This window comes from Streptomyces lunaelactis, assembly GCF_003054555.1.
In the GTDB taxonomy this organism is placed as follows: domain Bacteria; phylum Actinomycetota; class Actinomycetes; order Streptomycetales; family Streptomycetaceae; genus Streptomyces; species Streptomyces lunaelactis.
Genome location: NZ_CP026304.1, coordinates 4,333,683 through 4,352,775, shown reverse-complemented (window position 1 = coordinate 4,352,775; position 19,093 = coordinate 4,333,683). Strand labels below are relative to the sequence as shown.

19 protein-coding genes and 2 pseudogenes are annotated in these 19,093 nt (G+C 66.4%); 12 read left to right on the top strand and 9 right to left on the bottom strand.

Going from position 1 to position 19,093, the window contains the following annotated elements; genetic code table 11:
- Positions 1–42: 42 nt before the first annotated feature.
- Positions 43–1,125, bottom strand: a complete 1,083-nt coding sequence (locus SLUN_RS19960) for an inositol-3-phosphate synthase (RefSeq protein WP_108150228.1) — start codon at positions 1,123–1,125, stop codon at positions 43–45.
- 59 nt (positions 1,126–1,184) lie between these two features.
- On the bottom strand, positions 1,185–1,901 hold the full coding sequence (locus SLUN_RS19955) for a PadR family transcriptional regulator (RefSeq protein ID WP_108150226.1): 717 nt from the start codon (positions 1,899–1,901) through the stop codon (positions 1,185–1,187).
- A 358-nt stretch (positions 1,902–2,259) separates the two neighbouring features.
- Here SLUN_RS19955 and SLUN_RS19950 point away from each other — a divergent pair, with 358 nt between their 5' ends.
- Positions 2,260–4,968 carry a transglycosylase domain-containing protein gene (locus SLUN_RS19950; protein WP_108150224.1) on the top strand — a complete coding sequence of 903 codons (2,709 nt, stop codon included), beginning with the start codon at positions 2,260–2,262 and terminating at the stop codon, positions 4,966–4,968.
- Positions 4,969–5,091: 123 nt separating this feature from the next.
- Positions 5,092–6,588, top strand: coding sequence for a glycosyltransferase family 87 protein (locus SLUN_RS19945; protein WP_108150222.1), 1,497 nt, complete (start codon positions 5,092–5,094; stop codon positions 6,586–6,588).
- Between the two features lie 16 nt (positions 6,589–6,604).
- Here SLUN_RS19945 and SLUN_RS19940 read toward each other — a convergent pair whose 3' ends face one another.
- From SLUN_RS19940 to SLUN_RS19930, 3 genes are all read right to left on the bottom strand, one after another.
- The gene (locus SLUN_RS19940; RefSeq protein WP_108150220.1) at positions 6,605–7,636 is read right to left on the bottom strand and encodes an alanine racemase; all 1,032 of its coding nucleotides are present in this window, start codon (positions 7,634–7,636) and stop codon (positions 6,605–6,607) included.
- A 145-nt stretch (positions 7,637–7,781) separates the two neighbouring features.
- Positions 7,782–8,900 (bottom strand): lipid II:glycine glycyltransferase FemX, encoded by a 1,119-nt coding sequence (locus SLUN_RS19935; RefSeq protein WP_108150218.1) that lies wholly within the window; start codon positions 8,898–8,900, stop codon positions 7,782–7,784.
- A 162-nt stretch (positions 8,901–9,062) separates the two neighbouring features.
- Positions 9,063–9,377, bottom strand: a complete 315-nt coding sequence (locus SLUN_RS19930) for a hypothetical protein (RefSeq protein ID WP_108150216.1) — start codon at positions 9,375–9,377, stop codon at positions 9,063–9,065.
- Positions 9,378–9,637: 260 nt separating this feature from the next.
- Here SLUN_RS19930 and rpsF point away from each other — a divergent pair, with 260 nt between their 5' ends.
- From rpsF to rplI, 4 genes are all read left to right on the top strand, one after another.
- The gene (gene rpsF / locus SLUN_RS19925) at positions 9,638–9,928 is read left to right on the top strand and encodes a 30S ribosomal protein S6 (protein WP_006604399.1); all 291 of its coding nucleotides are present in this window, start codon (positions 9,638–9,640) and stop codon (positions 9,926–9,928) included.
- A 74-nt stretch (positions 9,929–10,002) separates the two neighbouring features.
- Entirely contained in the window at positions 10,003–10,602 is a 600-nt protein-coding gene (locus tag SLUN_RS19920; protein ID WP_108150214.1) for a single-stranded DNA-binding protein, read from the top strand.
- A gap of 43 nt (positions 10,603–10,645) precedes the next feature.
- Entirely contained in the window at positions 10,646–10,882 is a 237-nt protein-coding gene (gene rpsR, locus SLUN_RS19915) for a 30S ribosomal protein S18 (protein WP_003956534.1), read from the top strand.
- 18 nt (positions 10,883–10,900) lie between these two features.
- Complete coding sequence (gene rplI / locus SLUN_RS19910) at positions 10,901–11,347, top strand: 50S ribosomal protein L9 (protein ID WP_108150213.1); 447 nt, start codon at positions 10,901–10,903, stop codon at positions 11,345–11,347.
- Between the two features lie 109 nt (positions 11,348–11,456).
- Here the strand turns inward: rplI and SLUN_RS19905 are convergent, their stop codons facing one another.
- On the bottom strand, positions 11,457–12,794 hold the full coding sequence (locus SLUN_RS19905; RefSeq protein WP_108150211.1) for an MATE family efflux transporter: 1,338 nt from the start codon (positions 12,792–12,794) through the stop codon (positions 11,457–11,459).
- Positions 12,795–13,237: 443 nt separating this feature from the next.
- Here SLUN_RS19905 and dnaB point away from each other — a divergent pair, with 443 nt between their 5' ends.
- The 5 genes from dnaB to SLUN_RS19880 all read left to right on the top strand — a co-directional run bounded on the left by dnaB (position 13,238) and on the right by SLUN_RS19880 (position 17,639).
- Positions 13,238–14,701, top strand: a complete 1,464-nt coding sequence (gene dnaB, locus SLUN_RS19900) for a replicative DNA helicase (RefSeq protein WP_175313228.1) — start codon at positions 13,238–13,240, stop codon at positions 14,699–14,701.
- 223 nt (positions 14,702–14,924) lie between these two features.
- A complete protein-coding gene (locus SLUN_RS19895) occupies positions 14,925–15,488 on the top strand; it encodes a TnsA-like heteromeric transposase endonuclease subunit (protein ID WP_254708572.1) in 564 nt (187 codons plus the stop codon).
- Positions 15,489–15,498: 10 nt separating this feature from the next.
- On the top strand, positions 15,499–15,648 hold the full coding sequence (locus SLUN_RS41355; RefSeq protein ID WP_254708573.1) for a hypothetical protein: 150 nt from the start codon (positions 15,499–15,501) through the stop codon (positions 15,646–15,648).
- Positions 15,645–16,091: a hypothetical protein gene (locus SLUN_RS19890; protein ID WP_108150207.1), complete on the top strand. Its 447-nt coding sequence runs from the start codon at positions 15,645–15,647 to the stop codon at positions 16,089–16,091. The genes SLUN_RS41355 and SLUN_RS19890 overlap by 4 nt, the downstream gene beginning before the upstream one ends.
- 567 nt (positions 16,092–16,658) lie before the next feature.
- Complete coding sequence (locus tag SLUN_RS19880) at positions 16,659–17,639, top strand: GNAT family N-acetyltransferase (protein WP_108150205.1); 981 nt, start codon at positions 16,659–16,661, stop codon at positions 17,637–17,639.
- A gap of 31 nt (positions 17,640–17,670) precedes the next feature.
- On the opposite strand, the pseudogene SLUN_RS19875 reads toward SLUN_RS19880, so the two are convergent.
- Positions 17,671–17,955: pseudogene (locus SLUN_RS19875) on the bottom strand (aminoglycoside phosphotransferase family protein); the annotation flags it as partial.
- A gap of 2 nt (positions 17,956–17,957) precedes the next feature.
- On the opposite strand from SLUN_RS19875, the pseudogene SLUN_RS42390 reads away from it, so the two are divergent.
- A pseudogene (locus SLUN_RS42390) lies at positions 17,958–18,112 on the top strand (IS5/IS1182 family transposase); the annotation flags it as partial.
- 221 nt (positions 18,113–18,333) lie between these two features.
- On the opposite strand, the gene SLUN_RS19870 reads toward SLUN_RS42390, so the two are convergent.
- Both SLUN_RS19870 and SLUN_RS19865 read right to left on the bottom strand, forming a co-directional pair.
- The gene (locus SLUN_RS19870) at positions 18,334–18,528 is read right to left on the bottom strand and encodes a hypothetical protein (protein ID WP_217502330.1); all 195 of its coding nucleotides are present in this window, start codon (positions 18,526–18,528) and stop codon (positions 18,334–18,336) included.
- An 80-nt stretch (positions 18,529–18,608) separates the two neighbouring features.
- Positions 18,609–19,004: a RidA family protein gene (locus SLUN_RS19865; RefSeq protein WP_108150203.1), complete on the bottom strand. Its 396-nt coding sequence runs from the start codon at positions 19,002–19,004 to the stop codon at positions 18,609–18,611.
- Between the last annotated feature and the right edge of the window lie 89 nt (positions 19,005–19,093).

The following is a 19,093-nucleotide window of genomic DNA, read 5'->3' as shown; positions in this document are numbered from 1 at the left end:
CGGATTGCTCGGGGACCCTCCTCGGTGAAGCAGGAAGAACGCTTAGCGCTCGACCTCGCCCTTGATGAACTTCTCTACGTTCTCGAGGGCTTCGTCGTCGAAGTACTGCACCGGCGGGGACTTCATGAAGTACGAGGACGCGGAGAGGATCGGGCCGCCGATGCCCCGGTCCTTGGCGATCTTCGCGGCGCGCAGGGCGTCGATGATGACACCCGCCGAGTTCGGGGAGTCCCACACCTCGAGCTTGTACTCAAGGCTCAGCGGGACATCGCCGAACGCGCGGCCCTCGAGGCGCACGTACGCCCACTTGCGGTCGTCCAGCCAGGCCACGTAGTCCGACGGGCCGATGTGGACGTTGTCGGCGCCCAGGTCACGGTCGCGGATCTGCGAGGTGACGGACTGCGTCTTGGAGATCTTCTTGGACTCCAGACGGTCACGCTCGAGCATGTTCTTGAAGTCCATGTTGCCGCCGACGTTCAGCTGCATGGTGCGCTCGAGGCGGACACCGCGGTCCTCGAAGAGCTTCGCCATCACACGGTGCGTGATGGTGGCGCCGACCTGCGACTTGATGTCGTCACCGACGATCGGGACGCCCGCCTCGGTGAACTTGTCCGCCCACTCCTTGGTACCGGCGATGAAGACCGGGAGAGCGTTGACGAAGGCGACCTTGGCGTCGATGGCGCACTGTGCGTAGAACTTCGCAGCGGCCTCGGAACCGACGGGCAGGTAGCAGATCAGGACGTCGACCTGCTTGTCCTTGAGGGTCTGGACGATGTCGACCGGCGCCTCGGCAGACTCCTCGATGGTCTCGCGGTAGTACTTGCCCAGGCCGTCGAGGGTGTGGCCGCGCTGAACGGTCACGCCGGAGTTCGGCACGTCGCAGATCTTGATGGTGTTGTTCTCGCTGGCGCCGATGGCGTCCGCAAGGTCGAGGCCGACCTTCTTGGCGTCCACGTCGAAGGCGGCCACGAACTCGATGTCAGAGATGTGGTAGTCGCCGAACTGGACGTGCATCAGACCCGGCACCTTGACGGTGGGGTCGGCGTCCTTGTAGTACTCGACGCCCTGCACCAGCGAGGCGGCGCAGTTGCCCACGCCGACGATGGCTACGCGAACCGAACCCATTCCGGTTGCTCCCTGTGTGATCTCGGTATTCCGGATGAAACCCTGCGGATCGCAGAGCCTCATTTGGCGGTGTCGTCGGACGGATCCGGCGGGGTGGAGGGTCCGGGGGATGTACCTCCGGACGACTCGGCACCCCTGTGCCGGGGCAGGCCGCCCGTCGCTCCAGGTGTGTTGTCCTGCTGAGCTGAGCTCTCGGGGGAGGGCTGTCGCTTATCCCGCCCCGCCCGCTCGCTCTCGATGAGCTCGTTCAGCCAGCGCACTTCGCGCTCCACGGATTCCATGCCGTGTCGCTGCAGCTCAAGCGTGTAGTCGTCGAGGCGCTCGCGGGTACGGGTCAGGCCGGCGCGCATCTTGTCCAGACGCTCCTCCAGCCGGCTGCGACGGCCCTCCAGCACCCGCATCCGTACCTCGCGCTCCGTCTGCCCGAAGAAGGCGAACCGAGCAGCGAAATGCTCGTCCTCCCATGTATCGGGGCCGGTGTGCGAGAGCAGCTCCTCGAAGTGCTCCTTACCTTCTGCCGTCAACCGGTAGACGATCTTGGCCCGGCGCCCAGCGAGTGAAGCGGCGAGCGCATCCTCGGGAGCACTGCCCGGCTCCTCGATCAACCAGCCGTTGGCGACCAGCGTCTTGAGGCAGGGGTAGAGGGTCCCGTAACTGAAGGCCCGGAAGATCCCCAGCGAGGTATTGAGCCGTTTCCGCAGCTCATACCCGTGCATCGGGGCTTCACGGAGCAGACCGAGCACGGCGAATTCCAGGATGCCGGAGCGCCTGCTCATCGTCGCCTCCTTCGCCGCGTCGGTCGTTATGTCGTGCTGATGTATCGACTCGATACATCAGCACGATAGAACGACGTTCCTGCTGCGACAAGAGGGGCCAAGGTGAACGGCGTCACATCGTCAATTCATAGGGAGCAAGTTGCCCGATTTAGGGTGAACTTCAGCGCTATGTGGGTTTTGACCGTGCGTAGTCTGTGCGGCATGCAGACCGCCGGGAACCATGTGACGCCTCAAAGCGTCATCGCCGTGGATGCACAACGGATGAGCTCTTCGCGGAGCTGGTCCGTATCCATTTCGGGGGGACCGGAACTCAACTGCCGCTTCCAGGCGTCTCGCCTGCCCGAGGAGTAGTCGTTCGATGAGCGAGCACCGTCGCAAGCCGCCGCAGCCGCCGCAGGGTGGCGGGCGGGCAGGAGCCAGGCGCGCCGCCCAGCAGCCCTCTGGCCGCCGCGCAGCCCCGTCCCGGGGCACCACGTCAGGTTCCCCTTCCGTTTCGTCCGGCGAGGAGCGTCCGTACGGCGGTCGTGCCGAAGCCCGCCGTGCCGCCCAGCGCAACGGCGGTGGTCGCGGACGCGTTGACGAAGGCGCGGGCGCCGGCCACGGAGGCCGGGGCGGTGGCCGCCGTGGAGGCGGCGGTGGGGGCCATGACGGTCCCGGCCGCGGTCGCGGGGGGCGGCCGTCCAAGAAGCGGATCATCGACTACCCGCGCCACAACAAGTACGGCTGGCGCCGGTGGGTGCCGTCGTGGAAGCTCGTCACCGGGCTCTGCCTGGGTTTCATCGGCAGTCTGATGGCCGCCGCGACCATTGCGTACGCCATGGTGGAGGTTCCGGACCAGGACAAGACGGCCAAGGCACAGAACAACGTCTACTACTGGGCGGACGGCAAGCCGATGGCCGCCACCGGCGGCGAGATCAACCGGCAGATCATCCCGATCGAGAAGATCCCCGCGAACATGCAGAACGCGGTGATCTCGGCGGAGAACAAGACGTTCAAGGACGACTCGGGAATCGACCCGATGGGTATCAGCCGGGCCCTGCTGAACATGGCCAAGGGTGGGCAGACCCAGGGTGGCTCCACCATCACCCAGCAGTACGTGAAGAACGCGATGCTCGGCGACCAGTCCCAGACGCTGACGCGTAAGTTCAAGGAGCTGTTCATCTCCATAAGGGTCGGCACGGACCTGGACAAGCCGGAGATCATGGCCGGTTACCTGAACACCTCGTACTACGGACGCGGTGCCTACGGCATCCAGGCCGCGGCCCGTACGTACTACGGCAAGAACGCCGACACGCTGGACGCCGGAGAGTGCGCATTCCTCGCCTCGCTCCTGAAGGGTGCGACGTACTTCGACCCCGCCGGCGCCGAGGACATCGACCCCGCGGCGACGGCGAAGGCCAACACGGAACGCGCAATCGAGCGCCGGAACTGGATCCTCGACGAGATGGTCAAGGACGGTCACCTCCCGGCCGGGGAGCGGGCCAAGGTCGCTGAGTTCAAGATGCCTGACAAGCCCAAGAAGGACGCACAGCTGGGCGGTCAGGTCGGCTATCTGGTGGACCTTGCCAAGTCCAACTTCCTCAACAGCAACCCGGACATGGACGCCACCGACCTCGCCCGAGGCGGCTACGAGATCCACACGACCTTCGAGAAGGACAAGGTCGACAAGCTGAAGGCCGCGGTCAAGAAGGTCCAGGACGCCAACATCAAGCCCGAGAAGCGCCCGAAGACGGACACCTTCGTCCAGTTCGGTGGCGCCTCGGTCAACCCGAAGACCGGTGCCATCGCCGCCGTCTACGGCGGCGAGGACGCGACCAAGCACTTCACGAACAACGCGAACGAGACCGGTGCCCAGGTCGGATCGACGTTCAAGCCGTTCGTGCTGGCCGCCGCGATGCGGGACGGTGTCCGTGACCCCGAGCTCGGCGAGGACCAGGATTCGTCCGAGCGCACCATCGTCGACCCCGACAAGGCGATCTACAACGGCAAGAACAAGCTCAAGATCAAGAAGTACGACGGTTCCATCTGGACGAACGAGGAGGGAAAGGAGTGGCTTCAGACCAACGACGGTGACGAGTCGTACAAGAACATCAACCTGCGGGAAGCCATGGTCCACTCCGCCAACTCGCCCTTCGTGCAGCTGGGCATGGACATCGGCATCCCGGAGGTCAGAAAGGCGGCCACGGACGCCGGTCTGCTCGACTCGTCCTTGTCCAAGTCGAACGTCCCGTCCTTCTCGATCGGTATCTCTTCTCCCAGCGCCATCCGCATGGCCGGCGCCTACTCGACCTTCGCGGCCAACGGCGAGCAGCGTGACCCGTTCTCCGTCACACGGGTCGAGTACCAGGGCAGGACGGTTTACAAGCACGAGGACCACGCCGAGCAGCCCTTCACGTCAGCCGTTGCGAGCAATGTGACCGACGTGCTCAGGTCTGTCGTCGACGAGCCCGAAGGCACCGGCAAGAACGCCCGGCTCCCCGGCAGGGAGGTCGCCGGCAAGACCGGTACGACCGACGGAAACAAGTCGGCCTGGTTCGTCGGCTACACGCCGCAGCTGTCGACCGCCATCGACATGTACCGGCTCGACGACAACGAGAAGAGCAAGAAGCGCGAGTTCCTCGAGATGTACGGCACCGGCGGCCAGGACAAGATCCACGGTGCTTCGTTCCCCTCCGAGATCTGGCAGGCCTACATGAAGGAAGCGCTCAAGAACACGAGCCCCGAGTCCTTCCCCGATGCTGAGCCGATCGGTGAGGCCTACTGGGGCGGCGGCGCGTCCAGCCCGCCCCCCACACCGTCGAACACGCCGTCCGGCACCCCGTCCTCGACGCCGTCGAACACCCCGTCCGGCACCCCGTCGGGCTCTCCTGACCCGAGCACGTCATGTGATCCGTGGCAGGACTGGACCTGCGACCCCACGGGCGGAGCCAGTGGCAGCAACGGCAATGGCGGAACCACCAGCGGCGCCTCTGGCACACCCTCGATCAGTCCGTCGACGACACCAACAGGAACCAACGGCAACGGTGGGGGCAATGGCAACGGAGGCTTCATCGGAGGCTCCGGGTAGCAGCCGGTCCGGACCGGCTTGAGCAACGCCACGAGGGCCGCCGCCCGGTACGCACAGCACCCTGTGCACTCCGGTGCGGCGGCCCTCGCCGTGTCCCGGGCCCCGTACGGCAGGATGTGCAGCATGCCCAGCGCAAAAGAGACCAGCGTGTACCAGGACCGGCCGGACGTACGCCCCACGCGGCAGGACCCCATCGCCGCGTCCGGCAGCGAGCTGATCGGCGGGCCCGCCGGTCGCTTCGCCTGGCGCGGCAGCAGCGGCTGGCTCAATCCCGTACGTGTCATCGCACTGGTGGCGATCGGCATGTTTGCGCTCGGCATGGTGCAGAAGATGCCCTGTTACAACTGGGCCTGGTTCCGAGGCACCAGCTCCCAGTACACACACGCCTGTTACTCCGACATTCCGCACCTCTACCTCGGGCGTGGCTTCTCGGAGGGTCTCATTCCGTACTTCGACCGGCTGCCCGGCGATATGGAGTACCTCGAGTACCCCGTTCTGACGGGTCTGTTCATGCAGGTGGCTTCGTGGCTCGATCTGGCCGGCGGCTCCATGCAGAACCAGGAGCAGATGTACTGGATGGTCAACGCAGGCCTGCTGATGATCTGCACCGCGATCATCGCCGTCTGTGTGGCCCGTACGCACCGTCGCCGGCCCTGGGACGCGCTGCTGGTGGCTCTGGCACCCGCGTTCGCGCTCACCGCCACCATCAACTGGGATCTGCTGGCCGTGGCGCTCACCGCCGCCGCGATGCTGATGTGGTCGCGCGGCCGGGTACTGGCTTTCGGCATCCTCATCGGGCTGGCGACCGCCGCCAAGCTCTACCCCGTGCTGCTGCTCGGGCCGCTGCTGCTGCTGTGCTGGCGGGCGGGTAAATGGCGAGAGTTCGCCACTGCGGCGCTCGGCGCGGCAGGCGCTTGGCTGGTCGTGAATCTGCCCGTGATGCTGCTGGCGCCGGAGGGGTGGAAGAAGTTCTACACCTTCAGCCAGGAGCGGCAGGTCGACTTCGGCTCGTTCTGGCTGATCATCACGCAGCGTACGGGTGAGCCCATGGAAGTCGAGTCGGTGAACACCTACGCGACGCTGCTGATGCTGCTTGCCTGTGCGGGCATCGCCGCGCTGACGCTCAGCGCGCCGCGGCGGCCCCGTTTCGCGCAGCTCGCCTTCCTGGTCGTCGCCGCGTTCATCGTCACCAACAAGGTCTACTCACCGCAGTACGTACTGTGGCTGATTCCGCTCGCCGCGCTGGCCAGGCCGCGCTGGCGGGACTTCCTGATCTGGCAGGCCTGCGAGGTCATGTACTTCCTGGGGATCTGGATGTACCTCGCGTACACGACCAGCCCCAAGCACCAGGGGCTGCCGCCCGAGGGCTACCAGGTGGCGATCGCCCTGCATCTGCTGGGGACGCTGTACCTGTGCGCGGTGGTCGTGCGGGACATCCTGATGCCGGAGCGGGACGGCGTACGCAAGGACGGGTCGGACGACCCGTCGGGCGGTGTGCTCGACGGAGCCGACGACGTCTTCGTACTGGGGCAGGCGGCGCATCCGCCACGGCACGCCGCGCACGCCCTGGAGGGGCCGCGGGTGGAGTGGGGGACGCGTTCCCAGGATCCTGGGAACTAGCCGGTCGTTCTGCTCTCTAGCGGTCGACGAGGCGGTCGAACTGCGTCGTCGTATGACGCAGATGAGCCACCAGTTCGTCGCCGACCTTCGGCTCCTGCGCGTCCGACGGCACGAACAGGATCGAGACCTGCATGTGCGGCGGCTCGGCGAACCAGCGCTGCTTGCCCGCCCAGACGAACGGCGAGAGGTTACGGTTCACGGTCGCCAGTCCGGCACGGGCGACACCCTTGGCGCGCGGCATCACACCGTGCAGGGCCTTCGGGGCCTCCAGGCCGACGCCGTGGGAGGTACCGCCGGCGACGACGACCAGCCAGCCGTCGGAGGCGGTCTTCTGCTGGCGGTAGCCGAAACGATCCCCTTTGGCGACACGTGTGACGTCGAGAACCGCGCCGCGGTACTCGGTCGCCTCGTGGTCGCCGAGCCACAGCCTTGTGCCGATACGCGCGCGGAAGCGGGTCTGCGGGAACTGCTGCTGGAGGCGGGCCTGTTCCTGGGCGCGCAGATGGCTGACGAACATGGTGTGCAGCGGCAGCCGGGCCGCGCGCAGCCGGTCCATCCAGCCGATGACCTCTTCGACCGCGTCCGAGCCGTCCGTACGGTCGAGGGGGAGGTGAAGCGCGAAGCCTTCGAGGCGTACGTCCTCGATGGCGGCGTGCAGTTGTCCCAGCTCCTGCTCGCTCACGCCGTGGCGCCTCATGGAGCTCATGCACTCGATGACGACCCGCGCGCCCACCAGGGCGTGCACGCCGTCGACCGAGGAGACGGAGCGGATGACGCGGTCGGGCAGCGGAACCGGCTCCTCGCCCCGCCGGAAGGGCGTGAGGACGAGGAGGTCGCCGCTGAACCAGTCCTTGATCCGGGCCGCTTCGTAGGTGGTGCCGACGGCCAGCATGTCGGAACCGAAGCGCGAGGCCTCGTCCGAGAGCCGCTCATGACCGAAGCCGTAGCCGTTGCCCTTGCAGACCGGTACGAGGCCGGGGAACTGGTCGATCACGGACTTCTGGTGCGCCCGCCAGCGCGCGGTGTCGACGTAGAGGGAGAGCGCCATGGCCGGCCCGGAACCTTTCTGGTGGCTGCGGTGTATCAGAGGTATGTACGAGATTTACGAGACTACGGCGTTGTGCGCGGCATCGTCAGCGGTCTCGATCCTGCCGACGGCCGTTCGATCAGCCGTGACGCCGCCCCTACCATCGTCAGCGGCGCGACATGTACATGTCGAGCGCCTTGTGGAGCAGCTTGTTGAGCGGGAAGTCCCACTCGCCGACATACTCCACAGCCTCGCCACCGGTGCCGACCTTGAACTGGATCAGGCCGAAGAGGTGGTCGGTCTCGTCGAGCGAGTCGCTGATGCCGCGCAGGTCGTAGACGGTCGCGCCCATCGCGTAGGCATCGCGCAGCATCCGCCACTGCATCGCGTTCGAGGGCCTGACCTCACGCCCGATGTTGTCGGACGCGCCGTACGAGTACCAGACATGCCCACCGACGACGAGCATCGTCGCCGCGGACAGGTTCACTCCGTTGTGCCGCGCGAAGTACAGGCGCATGCGGTTCGGGTCCTCGGAGTTGAGCACCGTCCACATGCGCTGGAAGTACGAGAGCGGGCGCGGCCGGAAGTGATCGCGCACCGCGGTGATCTCGTACAGCCGCTGCCACTCGGCGAGGTCCTCGTAACCACCCTGGACGACCTCGACACCTGCCTTCTCGGCCTTCTTGATGTTGCGGCGCCACAGCTGGTTGAAGCCCTTGAGGACATCGTCGAGCGAACGGTTCGCCAGCGGCACCTGGTACACGTACCGCGGCTGCACGTCCCCGAAGCCGGCGCCGCCGTCCTCGCCCTGCTGCCAGCCCATCTTCCGCAGCCGGTCCGCCACTTCGAAGGCACGCGGCTCGATGTGCGTCGCCTCCACGTCACGCAGGCGCTTCACATCCGGGTCCTGGATCCCCGCCTTGATCGCCGGCGCGTCCCAGCGCCGGATGACCACAGGGGGGCCCATCTTCACGGAGAAGGCGCCCTGCTGCTTGAGGTGGGCGAGCATCGGCTGCAGCCAGTCGTCCAGATTCGGCGCGTACCAGTTGATCACCGGGCCCTCGGGCAGGTACGCGAGATAGCGCTTGATCTTGGGCAGCTGGCGGTACAACACCAGGCCGGCGCCCACCAGTTCACCGCTCTTGTCGAACCAGCCAAGGTTCTCCGAGCGCCATTCAGTCTTCACATCCGCCCACGCCGGGACCTGGCAGTGACTTGCCGCGGGCAGGCTCTGTACATAAGCCAGATGCTGCTCTCGGCTGATGGTCCTCAGGGTCAGGCTCATGCGGGGCGCTCCTCGGCAGGTGTGTCCCCATGGATACAGGGGCTCCGGCTCTCGCGCCGAAGCCTACTGCGCCGGTGGAGCGCCCCGGATGGCCGCAGGGGAGAGCGTCGTTGTGACCCCCGTCCCCTCCTGACTCTGTTTCTGTTCCGGTCCCGTTCCGCCCTAGCCCAGGAGCCCGCCGAACAGTCCGCCGTGTGCCATGCCGAGGAAGAAGCCGAACGCGGAGGCGCCGAGGCCGAGGATCAGCGCGAAGCGCTCCCGTGTCGTCACCGAGATGAATTGCCCGTAGGCGCCTGTGAGGATCCCCACCAGCCCGGACCACGAGCTGAGCAGATGGAGGCTGTCGAACATCGCCGAGACGAAAGCGAGAGCTCCGAGCACCACGGTGACCGCCATCAGGGTGTCCTGAAGGGGATGGGGCTTGCCGTCGGTGGCGAAGAGGGAGACGGAGGACTGAGGTCGCGTTGCCTGTGCCATGGGGCACCTCCTGGCGTTGCCGGAAGGCGGCGCATCGTAGCGCCGCGCACACCCGATGTGTACAGATTGCGTCCCCTGGCCACCGGATTTCAACCGGAAGGCTGTCTGCGGGTACTCTGTACGGTCTGCACCGGTGTCTGCCCAGGCCAGAACGCAATCCCTCGGGATTGTCAGTGGCGGCCGATATCGTTGCTTACGCATCACGACCCTCCTGCCACGGAACGACCGTGGCCGCTGAGTCCAAAGGAGGTGGGTTCCACATGCGTCACTACGAAGTGATGGTCATCCTCGACCCCGATCTCGAGGAGCGCGCTGTCTCCCCGCTGATCGAGAACTTCCTCTCCGTCGTCCGTGAGGGCAACGGAAAGGTTGAGAAGGTCGACACCTGGGGCCGTCGTCGTCTCTCGTACGAGATCAAGAAGAAGCCCGAGGGCATCTACTCGGTCATCGACCTGCAGGCCGAGCCTGCGGTCGTCAAGGAGCTCGACCGCCAGATGAACCTGAACGAGTCGGTCCTCCGGACCAAGGTCCTCCGTCCCGAGACCCACTGAGCATCTAGCTCAGAGGTCATCGGGTTCGAGTAGCAGCAAGCAGCCAGAAGCAATCCCCGCCGAGAGGTTCACCCATGGCAGGCGAGACCGTCATCACGGTCGTCGGCAATCTCGTCGACGACCCCGAGCTGCGCTTCACCCCGTCCGGTGCGGCGGTCGCGAAGTTCCGTGTCGCGTCCACTCCCCGCATCTTTGACAAGCAGACCAATGAGTGGAAGGACGGCGAAGGCCTGTTCCTCACCTGCTCGGTCTGGCGTCAGGCGGCGGAGAACGTCGCGGAGTCGCTTACGCGAGGCATGCGCGTCGTCGTGCAGGGCCGGCTGAAGCAGCGGTCCTACGAGGACCGCGAGGGCGTCAAGCGCACGGTCTACGAGCTGGATGTCGAGGAAGTCGGCCCCAGCCTGAAGAACGCCACGGCCAAGGTCACCAAGACCACCGGTCGCGGTGGCCAGGGTGGCTATGGCGGCGGTCAGCAGCAGGGCGGCGGCAACTGGGGCGGCGGTCCCGGTGGTGGTCAGCAGCAGGGCGGCGGCGGTGCACCCGCCGACGACCCCTGGGCGACCAGCGCGCCGGCCGGCGGCGGCCAGCAGCAGGGCAGTGGGGGCAGCTGGGGCGGAAGCTCCGGAAGCTCCGGCGGTTCTGGCGGCGGCTACTCGGACGAGCCTCCCTTCTAAGGGCAGCTCGTACCCAACTTCTTGATCACACAGGAGAAACACAATGGCGAAGCCGCCTGTGCGCAAGCCTAAGAAGAAGGTCTGCGCATTCTGCAAGGACAAGACCGTGTACGTGGACTACAAGGACACGAACATGCTGCGGAAGTTCATTTCCGACCGCGGCAAGATCCGTGCCCGTCGCGTCACCGGCAACTGCACGCAGCACCAGCGTGACGTCGCCACGGCTGTGAAGAACAGCCGTGAGATGGCGCTGCTGCCCTACACGTCCACCGCGCGATAAGGGAAGGGTGACCGACTAATGAAGATCATCCTCACCCACGAGGTCTCTGGCCTCGGTGCCGCCGGCGACGTCGTTGACGTCAAGGACGGATACGCTCGCAACTACCTGGTCCCGCGTGGTTTCGCGATCCGCTGGACCAAGGGTGGCGAGAAGGACGTGGCGCAGATCCGCCGCGCCCGCAAGATCCACGAGATCGCGACCATCGAGCAGGCCAATTCGATCAAGGGCCAGCTCGAAGCCGTCAAGGTCCGTCTGGCTGTTCGCTCCGGCGACGCCGGCCGTCTCTTCGGTTCCGTCACCCCGGCCGACATCGCCTCGGCGATCAAGGCTGCCGGTGGTCCGGAGGTCGACAAGCGCCGCGTTGAGCTCGGTTCGCCGATCAAGACCCTGGGTTCGCACCAGGTGTCTGTGCGTCTGCACCCCGAGGTTGCCGCGAAGCTTGGCGTCGAGGTCATCGCCGCCTGAGCGCTGCGTAACTTGCTCGACTGAGCAGTAGGAAGGGTCGCACCCCAAGGGTGCGGCCCTTCCGCTTTGACGTCCTGCACGTGTCGTGTTTCACGTGAAACATCGAAGTTCAGCGCGTGGCGCCGGTGACGATCCAGCGACCGGAGCGGGCGCGGAGCCAGAGAGTCAGCATGCGGACGGTCATCATCAGCGTCATGGCCAACCACAGGGTGGTCAGTCCGCCGCCGAAGGCGGGGACGAGCAGGGCGACAGGGGCGAAGACTGCCAGCGTGACCAGCATCGCCCCGGCCAGATAGCGGCCGTCGCCCGCTCCCATCAGTACGCCGTCCAGTACGAAGACGATGCCGGCGATCGGCTGGGAGACGGCTACCACCAGCAGCGCCGGGAGCAGAGTGTCCTGCACCGCCTGGTCGCTGGTGAACAGGGGGATGAAGAACGGCCGGGAAACAACGACCAGAATGCCGAGCACCACACCTGCGGCGGCGCCCCACTGCACCATGCGGCGACAGGCCTGCCGGGCACCCTCTGCGTCGTCGGCTCCCAGATAGCGGCCGATGATCGACTGCCCGGCGATGGCGATCGCGTCGAGTGCAAAGGACATCAGGTTCCACAGGGAGAGGACGATCTGGTGGGCGGCGATATCGGTGTCGCCCAGGCGGGCCGCCACAGCGGTGGCGATCAGCAGGACGGCGCGCAGTGAGAGCGTACGGACCAGGAGAGGGGCACCTGCCTGGGCACTGGCTCGTATCCCTACGGTGTCGGGGCGCAGGGAGGCGCCGTGCCGACGCGCTCCCCGTACGACCACGATCAGATAGGCGGCGGCCATCGCGCACTGGGCGATGACCGTGCCCCAGGCGGAGCCGGCGACGCCGAGTCCGGCGCCGTAGACGAGTCCGACATTGAGCGCCGCGTTGGCGGCGAAGCCGCCGATGGCGACATACAGAGGGGTCCTGGTGTCCTGGAGGCCGCGCAGTACGCCGGTGGCGGCGAGCACGACCAGCATCGCGGGGATGCCGAGGCTGGAGATCCGCAGGTACGTGGTGGCGTACGGGGCTGCGGTGTCAGAGGCGCCGAAGAGCTGGACGAGCCAGGGAGCGGTGGGGAGGGTGACGGCGATGACGACGACACCGAGCAGCAGCGCGAGCCAGATGCCGTCCATGCCCTGCCGGATGGCGGCCGCGAGATCGCCCGCGCCGACGCGGCGTGCGACGGCGGCTGTGGTCGCGTAGGCGAGAAAGACGAAGATGCTCACTGCGGTCATCAGAAGGGCCGCTGCGACGCCCAGGCCGGCGAGTTGCGGCGTACCGAGGTGGCCGACGACTGCACTGTCGACCATCACGAAGAGCGGCTCGGCGACGAGGGCTCCGAAGGCGGGGACCGCGAGCGCGATGATCTCTCGGTCGTGCTGTCGCCGGCGGTCCTTCGGTGCCGCGGGAGCCTGTGTCATGGCAGCAATCTAATCTTCCACAGGTAAGAGATGCAATCCGCCCGTGGTCCTTACCACTCCTCTTGGTGTCCGTTCTGTCGTGCGCCGTTTGTTCTGATCTTGGTCCAGTCGGGAAAGTTTTTCTCCCCCACAGCCGGTGGACGGAAAAAGGCCAGGTCAGAGTACGTGAAGCGAGGTGGCTATGAGTTTGTCCACAGTACTGTCCCCCGGTCCGTGCACAGGTTCCGAGGGGTTCTCCACAGCATCTGGTCCGTCGTCCACATGGCCTGTGGATAACCAGATTGGCTGACGGTGCCGACGGGCCTACCGTGGACCGTCGCCCGACGCGCCGGAACCGGAGTCTGGCAACTCGTTTTGTCAGTGTCGTGCCGTAGAAAAGAGTGGCACGGCGAGGTCCGCGGAGCGGACGGGAGGAGGTGGCCCGGGTGAGCATTTCCGAGCCCTTGGACGACCCGTGGGCCCCAGATGGTCCTGGTGACCGTCTGCCCGTCTCCCGCCAGCGCCGCAGCGACGGTCGTGGTGGCCGCGAGGACCAGCACGAGCGGGGCAGGGAGAGCGGAGGCTGGGACGGAAGCTCCCCCGGTTTCGAGCGGGTGCCTCCCCAGGACCTCGATGCCGAGCAGTCCGTCCTCGGCGGCATGTTGCTCTCCAAGGACGCCATCGCCGATGTCGTGGAGATCATCAAGGGCCATGACTTCTACCGGCCCGCCCACGAGACGGTCTACACGGCGATCCTCGACCTCTATGCCAAGGGCGAGCCGGCCGACCCGATCACCGTCGCGGCGGAGCTGGTCAAGCGTGGCGAGATCACCCGCGTCGGCGGGGCGCCGTATCTCCACACGCTGGTCCAGTCGGTGCCGACCGCGGCCAACGCGTCGTACTACGCGGAGATCGTCCATGAGCGCGCGGTGCTCCGCAGGCTGGTGGAAGCCGGCACCAAGATCACGCAGATGGGATACGCGGCCGATGGCGACGTCGACGAGATCGTCAACTCCGCCCAGGCCGAGATCTATGCCGTCACCGAGCAGCGCACCAGCGAGGACTATCTCCCGCTCGGCGACATCATGGAGGGCGCGCTCGACGAGATCGAGGCGATCGGTTCGCGCAGCGGCGAGATGACCGGTGTGCCGACCGGCTTCACCGACTTCGACTCGCTGACGAACGGACTGCACCCGGGCCAGATGATCGTCATCGCGGCCCGTCCCGCCATGGGTAAGTCCACGCTCGCGCTGGACTTCGCCCGCGCCTGTTCGATCAAGAACAACCTGCCCAGCGTGATCTTCTCCCTCGAAATGGGGCGCAATGAGATCGCGATGCGTCTGCTGTCCGCCGAGGCGCGTGTGGCGCTGCACCACATGCGCTCCGGGACGATGACGGACGAGGACTGGACCCGGCTGGCCCGCCGGATGCCGGATGTCTCCCAGGCCCCGCTTTACATCGACGACTCCCCGAACCTCTCGATGATGGAGATCCGGGCCAAGTGCCGACGGCTCAAGCAGCGCAATGGTCTGAAGCTCGTCGTCATCGACTATCTGCAGCTGATGCAGTCCGGCGGTTCGAAGCGCGCCGAGAGCCGTCAGCAGGAGGTCTCGGACATGTCCCGAAATCTCAAGCTGCTGGCCAAGGAGCTCGAGCTCCCGGTGATCGCCCTCTCCCAGCTGAACCGTGGCCCCGAGCAGCGTACGGACAAGAAGCCGATGGTCTCCGACCTGCGTGAATCGGGATCCATCGAGCAGGACGCGGACATGGTCATCCTGCTGCACCGCGAGGACGCGTACGAGAAGGAGTCACCCCGCGCGGGCGAGGCGGACCTGATCGTGGCCAAGCACCGTAACGGTCCGACGGCGACGATCACCGTCGCCTTCCAGGGCCACTACTCCCGCTTCGTCGATATGGCGCAGACCTGACCGAGCCGGCTGTAGGTTCCCAAAACGCGTGGCCACTTTCCATCGGCGGTGGCCACCGCGTGGCCACTTGGCCACGGGGATGGAAATCATGCTCCGTGGACGAGTAGTTCCCCTCTTCGTGTAGAGGACCTCCCTGATCGTCGTCTCCGCTGCCGACCGGGGCAGGACCCCAGCGTTCGGTGGCCAGTAGGGCTGCCTCGGAAATCGCGGGGTTGGTGGTCCGATGGGTACAGCGGTGGCCGCGCCGGTACGGCTGAGCGTTCGGCGCGGTGACGAGACCGTGGTGGAGGACCTGGAGTGGCCGTCGGTGCCGCTCTCACTGCTGGGCGAGGCCCGGCCGTGGCGGACGTTCCGCTGGTACAAGGGGCAGCAGCACTACTCGGGCACATACTGGTCGGCCACCGTGGGCGATCATGTGATCTACGAGTCGCGGCTGGAACTGGGGCGGCTGATGTTCGCCGACTTCGCCCCGGAAGTGCGGCACATCGTCGCCCAGCCCTTCCTGCTCAAGGCCGATATCGATGGCAAGGTCCGCAAGCACATCCCGGACTATCTGCTACTGACGCATGACGGTCCGGTGCTCGTGGATGTCAAACCGCGTCACCGGCTTGAGAAGCCGGAGGTCGCCTTCACCTTCGCCTGGACACGGGAGGCGGTCATGTCGCGCGGGTGGCGGTATGAGGTGTGGAGCGAGCCGGATCCGCACGTGCTGGAGAACGTCCGGTTCCTCGCGGGCTACCGCCGCGCCTGGCTGTTCGTACCTGGTGGCCGCTTTACGGGCCGCTGATCTGGACGGGATGTCGCTGGGCGATGCCTTCCGGCTGCTGCCGGAATGGCCCCGGCCGCTGGTGAAGTCCGCGGTGTTGCACGTTCTGTGGTCCGGGCATGTCACGACTGCGCTGGACCGGCCGCTGAGCGCGGGCCACGTGCTGCGGAGGGCCGCATGAGCTGGGCGGGGACGAGGCTGGGGGTCGGGACGCACTTCCGGCTGGACGGCGAGACGGTCGAGGTCGTGGAGTTCGTCAGCCTGGCCATGGGCATGGAGGTCGTCCTCAGGGACGGGCGTGACCGGCTGGCCCGGATGTCGCTGCGTGAGTTGCTGACCTCCGATCGCGCCGAGCTGATCCACGACAGGTCGGGCCCGTCCTCCACCGACGATGAGGATCTCGTGGCCGTCGTGCTGAACCGCCTGACCAAGAGGGAGAAGAAGGAGGTTCTGGAGCGGGCCGAGCATGTCCGGGAGATGCTGACGGGCTACCGCTCCGGCAACCACGGCGTCACCAATGAAATTGACCCCGATCGGCGAAGCCGTAGTCGCAGCGATCCACGCGGCGACAGAACTGGGACCTGTCCGGCCGATCATGTGACTAGTGCGTGTCCGGGGCGTTGACGTGGGCACTGGGCGAGGGGATGGGATGTCCTCTCAAGCTGGCCAAGTCCGTCCGCTGCACCGTGTCGGGATGCCGCACACGGTGCAGCGGATCGGGACCCAGCAGCCCTTCTGCCTCCAGTTCAGCCCAGTGCGCAGCGATCGAGTGCAGCACGAACCCGGTTGAGTCCCTCCACTCTCCAGTGGTCCCGGTCAGGCATTTGGTCGTCTCGACGCCAGCGCCAGGCCGAGAACATCGCCCAGTTCAAGGCGCGGCACTGGTGAATCAGGCTGTGGTCAGCCCCCGCATAGTGCTTTCCCACTTCTTCGGGGGCATGGGTGGTTTTGTTCACGGATCACGACAGCGGTCGTTCAGCACTCTGGAAGGCGCCCGCCCGGGGGCGAGGTCGATGTTCACGAGAACGGACAGCACCCGTCTCCCCATCCCGGGCAGGGGTGGCTTTCCTGAGCCTCGGCACCCGCAAGACCGGATTGGTCCTCGATCCTCGGGTATGTCACCAGACCGTTCGCCTCGCCTGCGGCGCACCTCCGTGGTGCGATGGAAAAGGGTGTCGGAGGGAGAGAGTGATGGTCCCACCAGCAGCGGAGCGCAAGAGTGACGCGGCCCCGGTATCAGTCCGCCCTCTGGGTGAGGCGGACCTGGATCGGGCCGACGAGGTCTTCAGGGTCGCCTTCGGGACGTTCCTCGGGGCTCCCGAGCCGAAGACATTCTTCGGGACCGCCGACTACGTCCGCACTCGCTGGGCGGCCGATCCACAGGCGGCCTTCGCAGCGACGGTCGAGGGCGAAGTAGTTGGATCGAACTTTGCCACTAACTGGGGCAGCGTCGGGTTTTTCGGACCGCTGACCGTGCGTCCGGATCTGTGGGACCAGGGCATCGGCAGGCGTCTGATGGAGCCGGTCATAGACTGCTTCGACGCCTGGGGGAACCGCCACCTCGGCCTGTTCACCTTCTCGCACAGTCCCAAGCACCTTGAGCTCTACCGCCGGTACGGTTTCTGGCCTCGATTCCTCACAGCCATCATGAAGAAGCATGTCGCAGACGGTGCCCCAGTCCCCGGCCGGGTGCTCTATGGCGACCTGCCCGCCGCCGAGCGGCCTGACGTGCTGAGTCTCTGTGGAGCACTGACCGGGGCCGTGTACGAGGGCCTGAGCCTGGAACGCGAGATCGTGGCCGCGCACGCGCAGGGACTCGGTGACACCATCCTGCTCCATGGCGCTGGCTCCGAGCTCGATGGCCTGGCCGTCTGTCACTGCGGAGCCGGGTCGGAGGCTGGCGAGGACGTGTGCTTCGTCAAATTCGGCGCCGTACGTCCTGGTCCGGAGGCCGCCGACCGGTTCGAGCGACTGCTCGACGCGTGCGAGTGGCTGGCCGCCGAGCGCGGGCTGGGGCAACTGGACGCTGGCATGAACCTGGGCCGCTCGGATGCCTACCGGCGCATGATCGACCGCGGTTTCCGCACCTGGTTGCAGGGCGTGACCATGCACAGGCCCAACGAACCCGGGTACAGCCACCCCGACGCGTATGTGATCGACGACTGGCGCTGAGACCACCGCCGCGCTCGGCCCGCTAGGAAGGCTGCTCCCGGTTGTTCACTTCTCTGAGTGCCGCGGCGACTCGATCGGTGAAATGCGGTGCGTCCAGATCGATCTGGCGCAGGGCGGCATGGTGTCGCCTGAGCACGTCTGCGTAGTCGATCGGCGCGATCTCTGATCCCACAGGTTCGTAGTAGGTCCAGAGCGAGATGGCGACGGCGTCACGCAAATAGACTCGGGGCTCGACCCGAGGATCGAGCTCAGCCACCGGTGCGTCGACGTCGGCGAGGTGGTGAGCAACCTCTACTTCGAACTCGGAACCAGCCAGACAGGCTGTGGTCCGCGGACGGAACTTGGGAGCTTCTGCTCCAGCAGCCCAGGCCGCTGCCGACGCGGCAGATGAGATCGACTGGGACATCTCGGTCGACTCCACCATCGTCCGCGCTCACCAACATGCGGCCGGCGCCCGCACGCAGGCGCCTCCGGGCCCGCGCGCCGAGGAAAATGACACGCACCATGGGAATACGGCACTGACACGATGCTGGAACGCTGTGCAAAGCCGCAGGTCACGTGAACTGACGGTGAATCAGGTAGTGAGAACCTACACCGGCTGTAGGTTCGCATTTCCGATGTCCCTTTCTCGTTGGCGGTGGCCTTTTTTCTGGCCCAATGGACAGCGTGATGAGACGCACTCCAGTCTGATCATTCACTCGTCGTGGTGCTCGTAGGCGATCCGGGCATGGGCGAGGGCCGCCTGCAGCCGGAGTGAGTTCGCCCAGGCGTACTCGGGTCCACGGACACCGCGGCGCTGACGTACGTCGAGCAGCAGGCGGACGTCAGCGTGCCGCAGTCGTTGCAGGAAGGACTCGCCGTCGAGGCCATAGACGCCGATCGTCACCATTCTGAGCACCGGAAATCACCCATCTGCCTGCTACTCGTGCCGGTTCAACCGGCACCGGTAGCAGAGGCGGCGAGGTCGCATCACGCGACGGCGGTCCCTTCAAGCTCGACCATCTGGCCGGGGATCGCCAGCCGCGTCACCCCGAGCATCGTGGTGGTCGGCGCCACCCCGGCGGCGCCCAACCGCGCCGCCAGCACGCCGTAGTGCTGGAAAAGCAGATCGACGTCGGTCGTGTAGACGTTGAGCCGGACGAGGTTCGCGAGAGACATGCCAGCCTCGCCGAGCACGGCCTCCAGGTTGTCGATGCTCAGCGCCAACTGCGCCGCCATGTCACCGTCATGCTGGGGCTTGCCGTCGCCGCTCATCGCGGTCTGCCCCGAGATGTACAGGGTCCGGGCGTGCCCGGAGACGACCTCACCCTGGTTGAATCCCATCTCCACCGACCACGTCACCGGGTTGACCGCCGTTCGTTCCATTGCCACGTCAGCTCCATTCGATTCATTGGGAGTACGTACGTCCATCGGCTCGGTAGCCGCCGGCTTCGACGTCGTGTTAACGAGCCTCG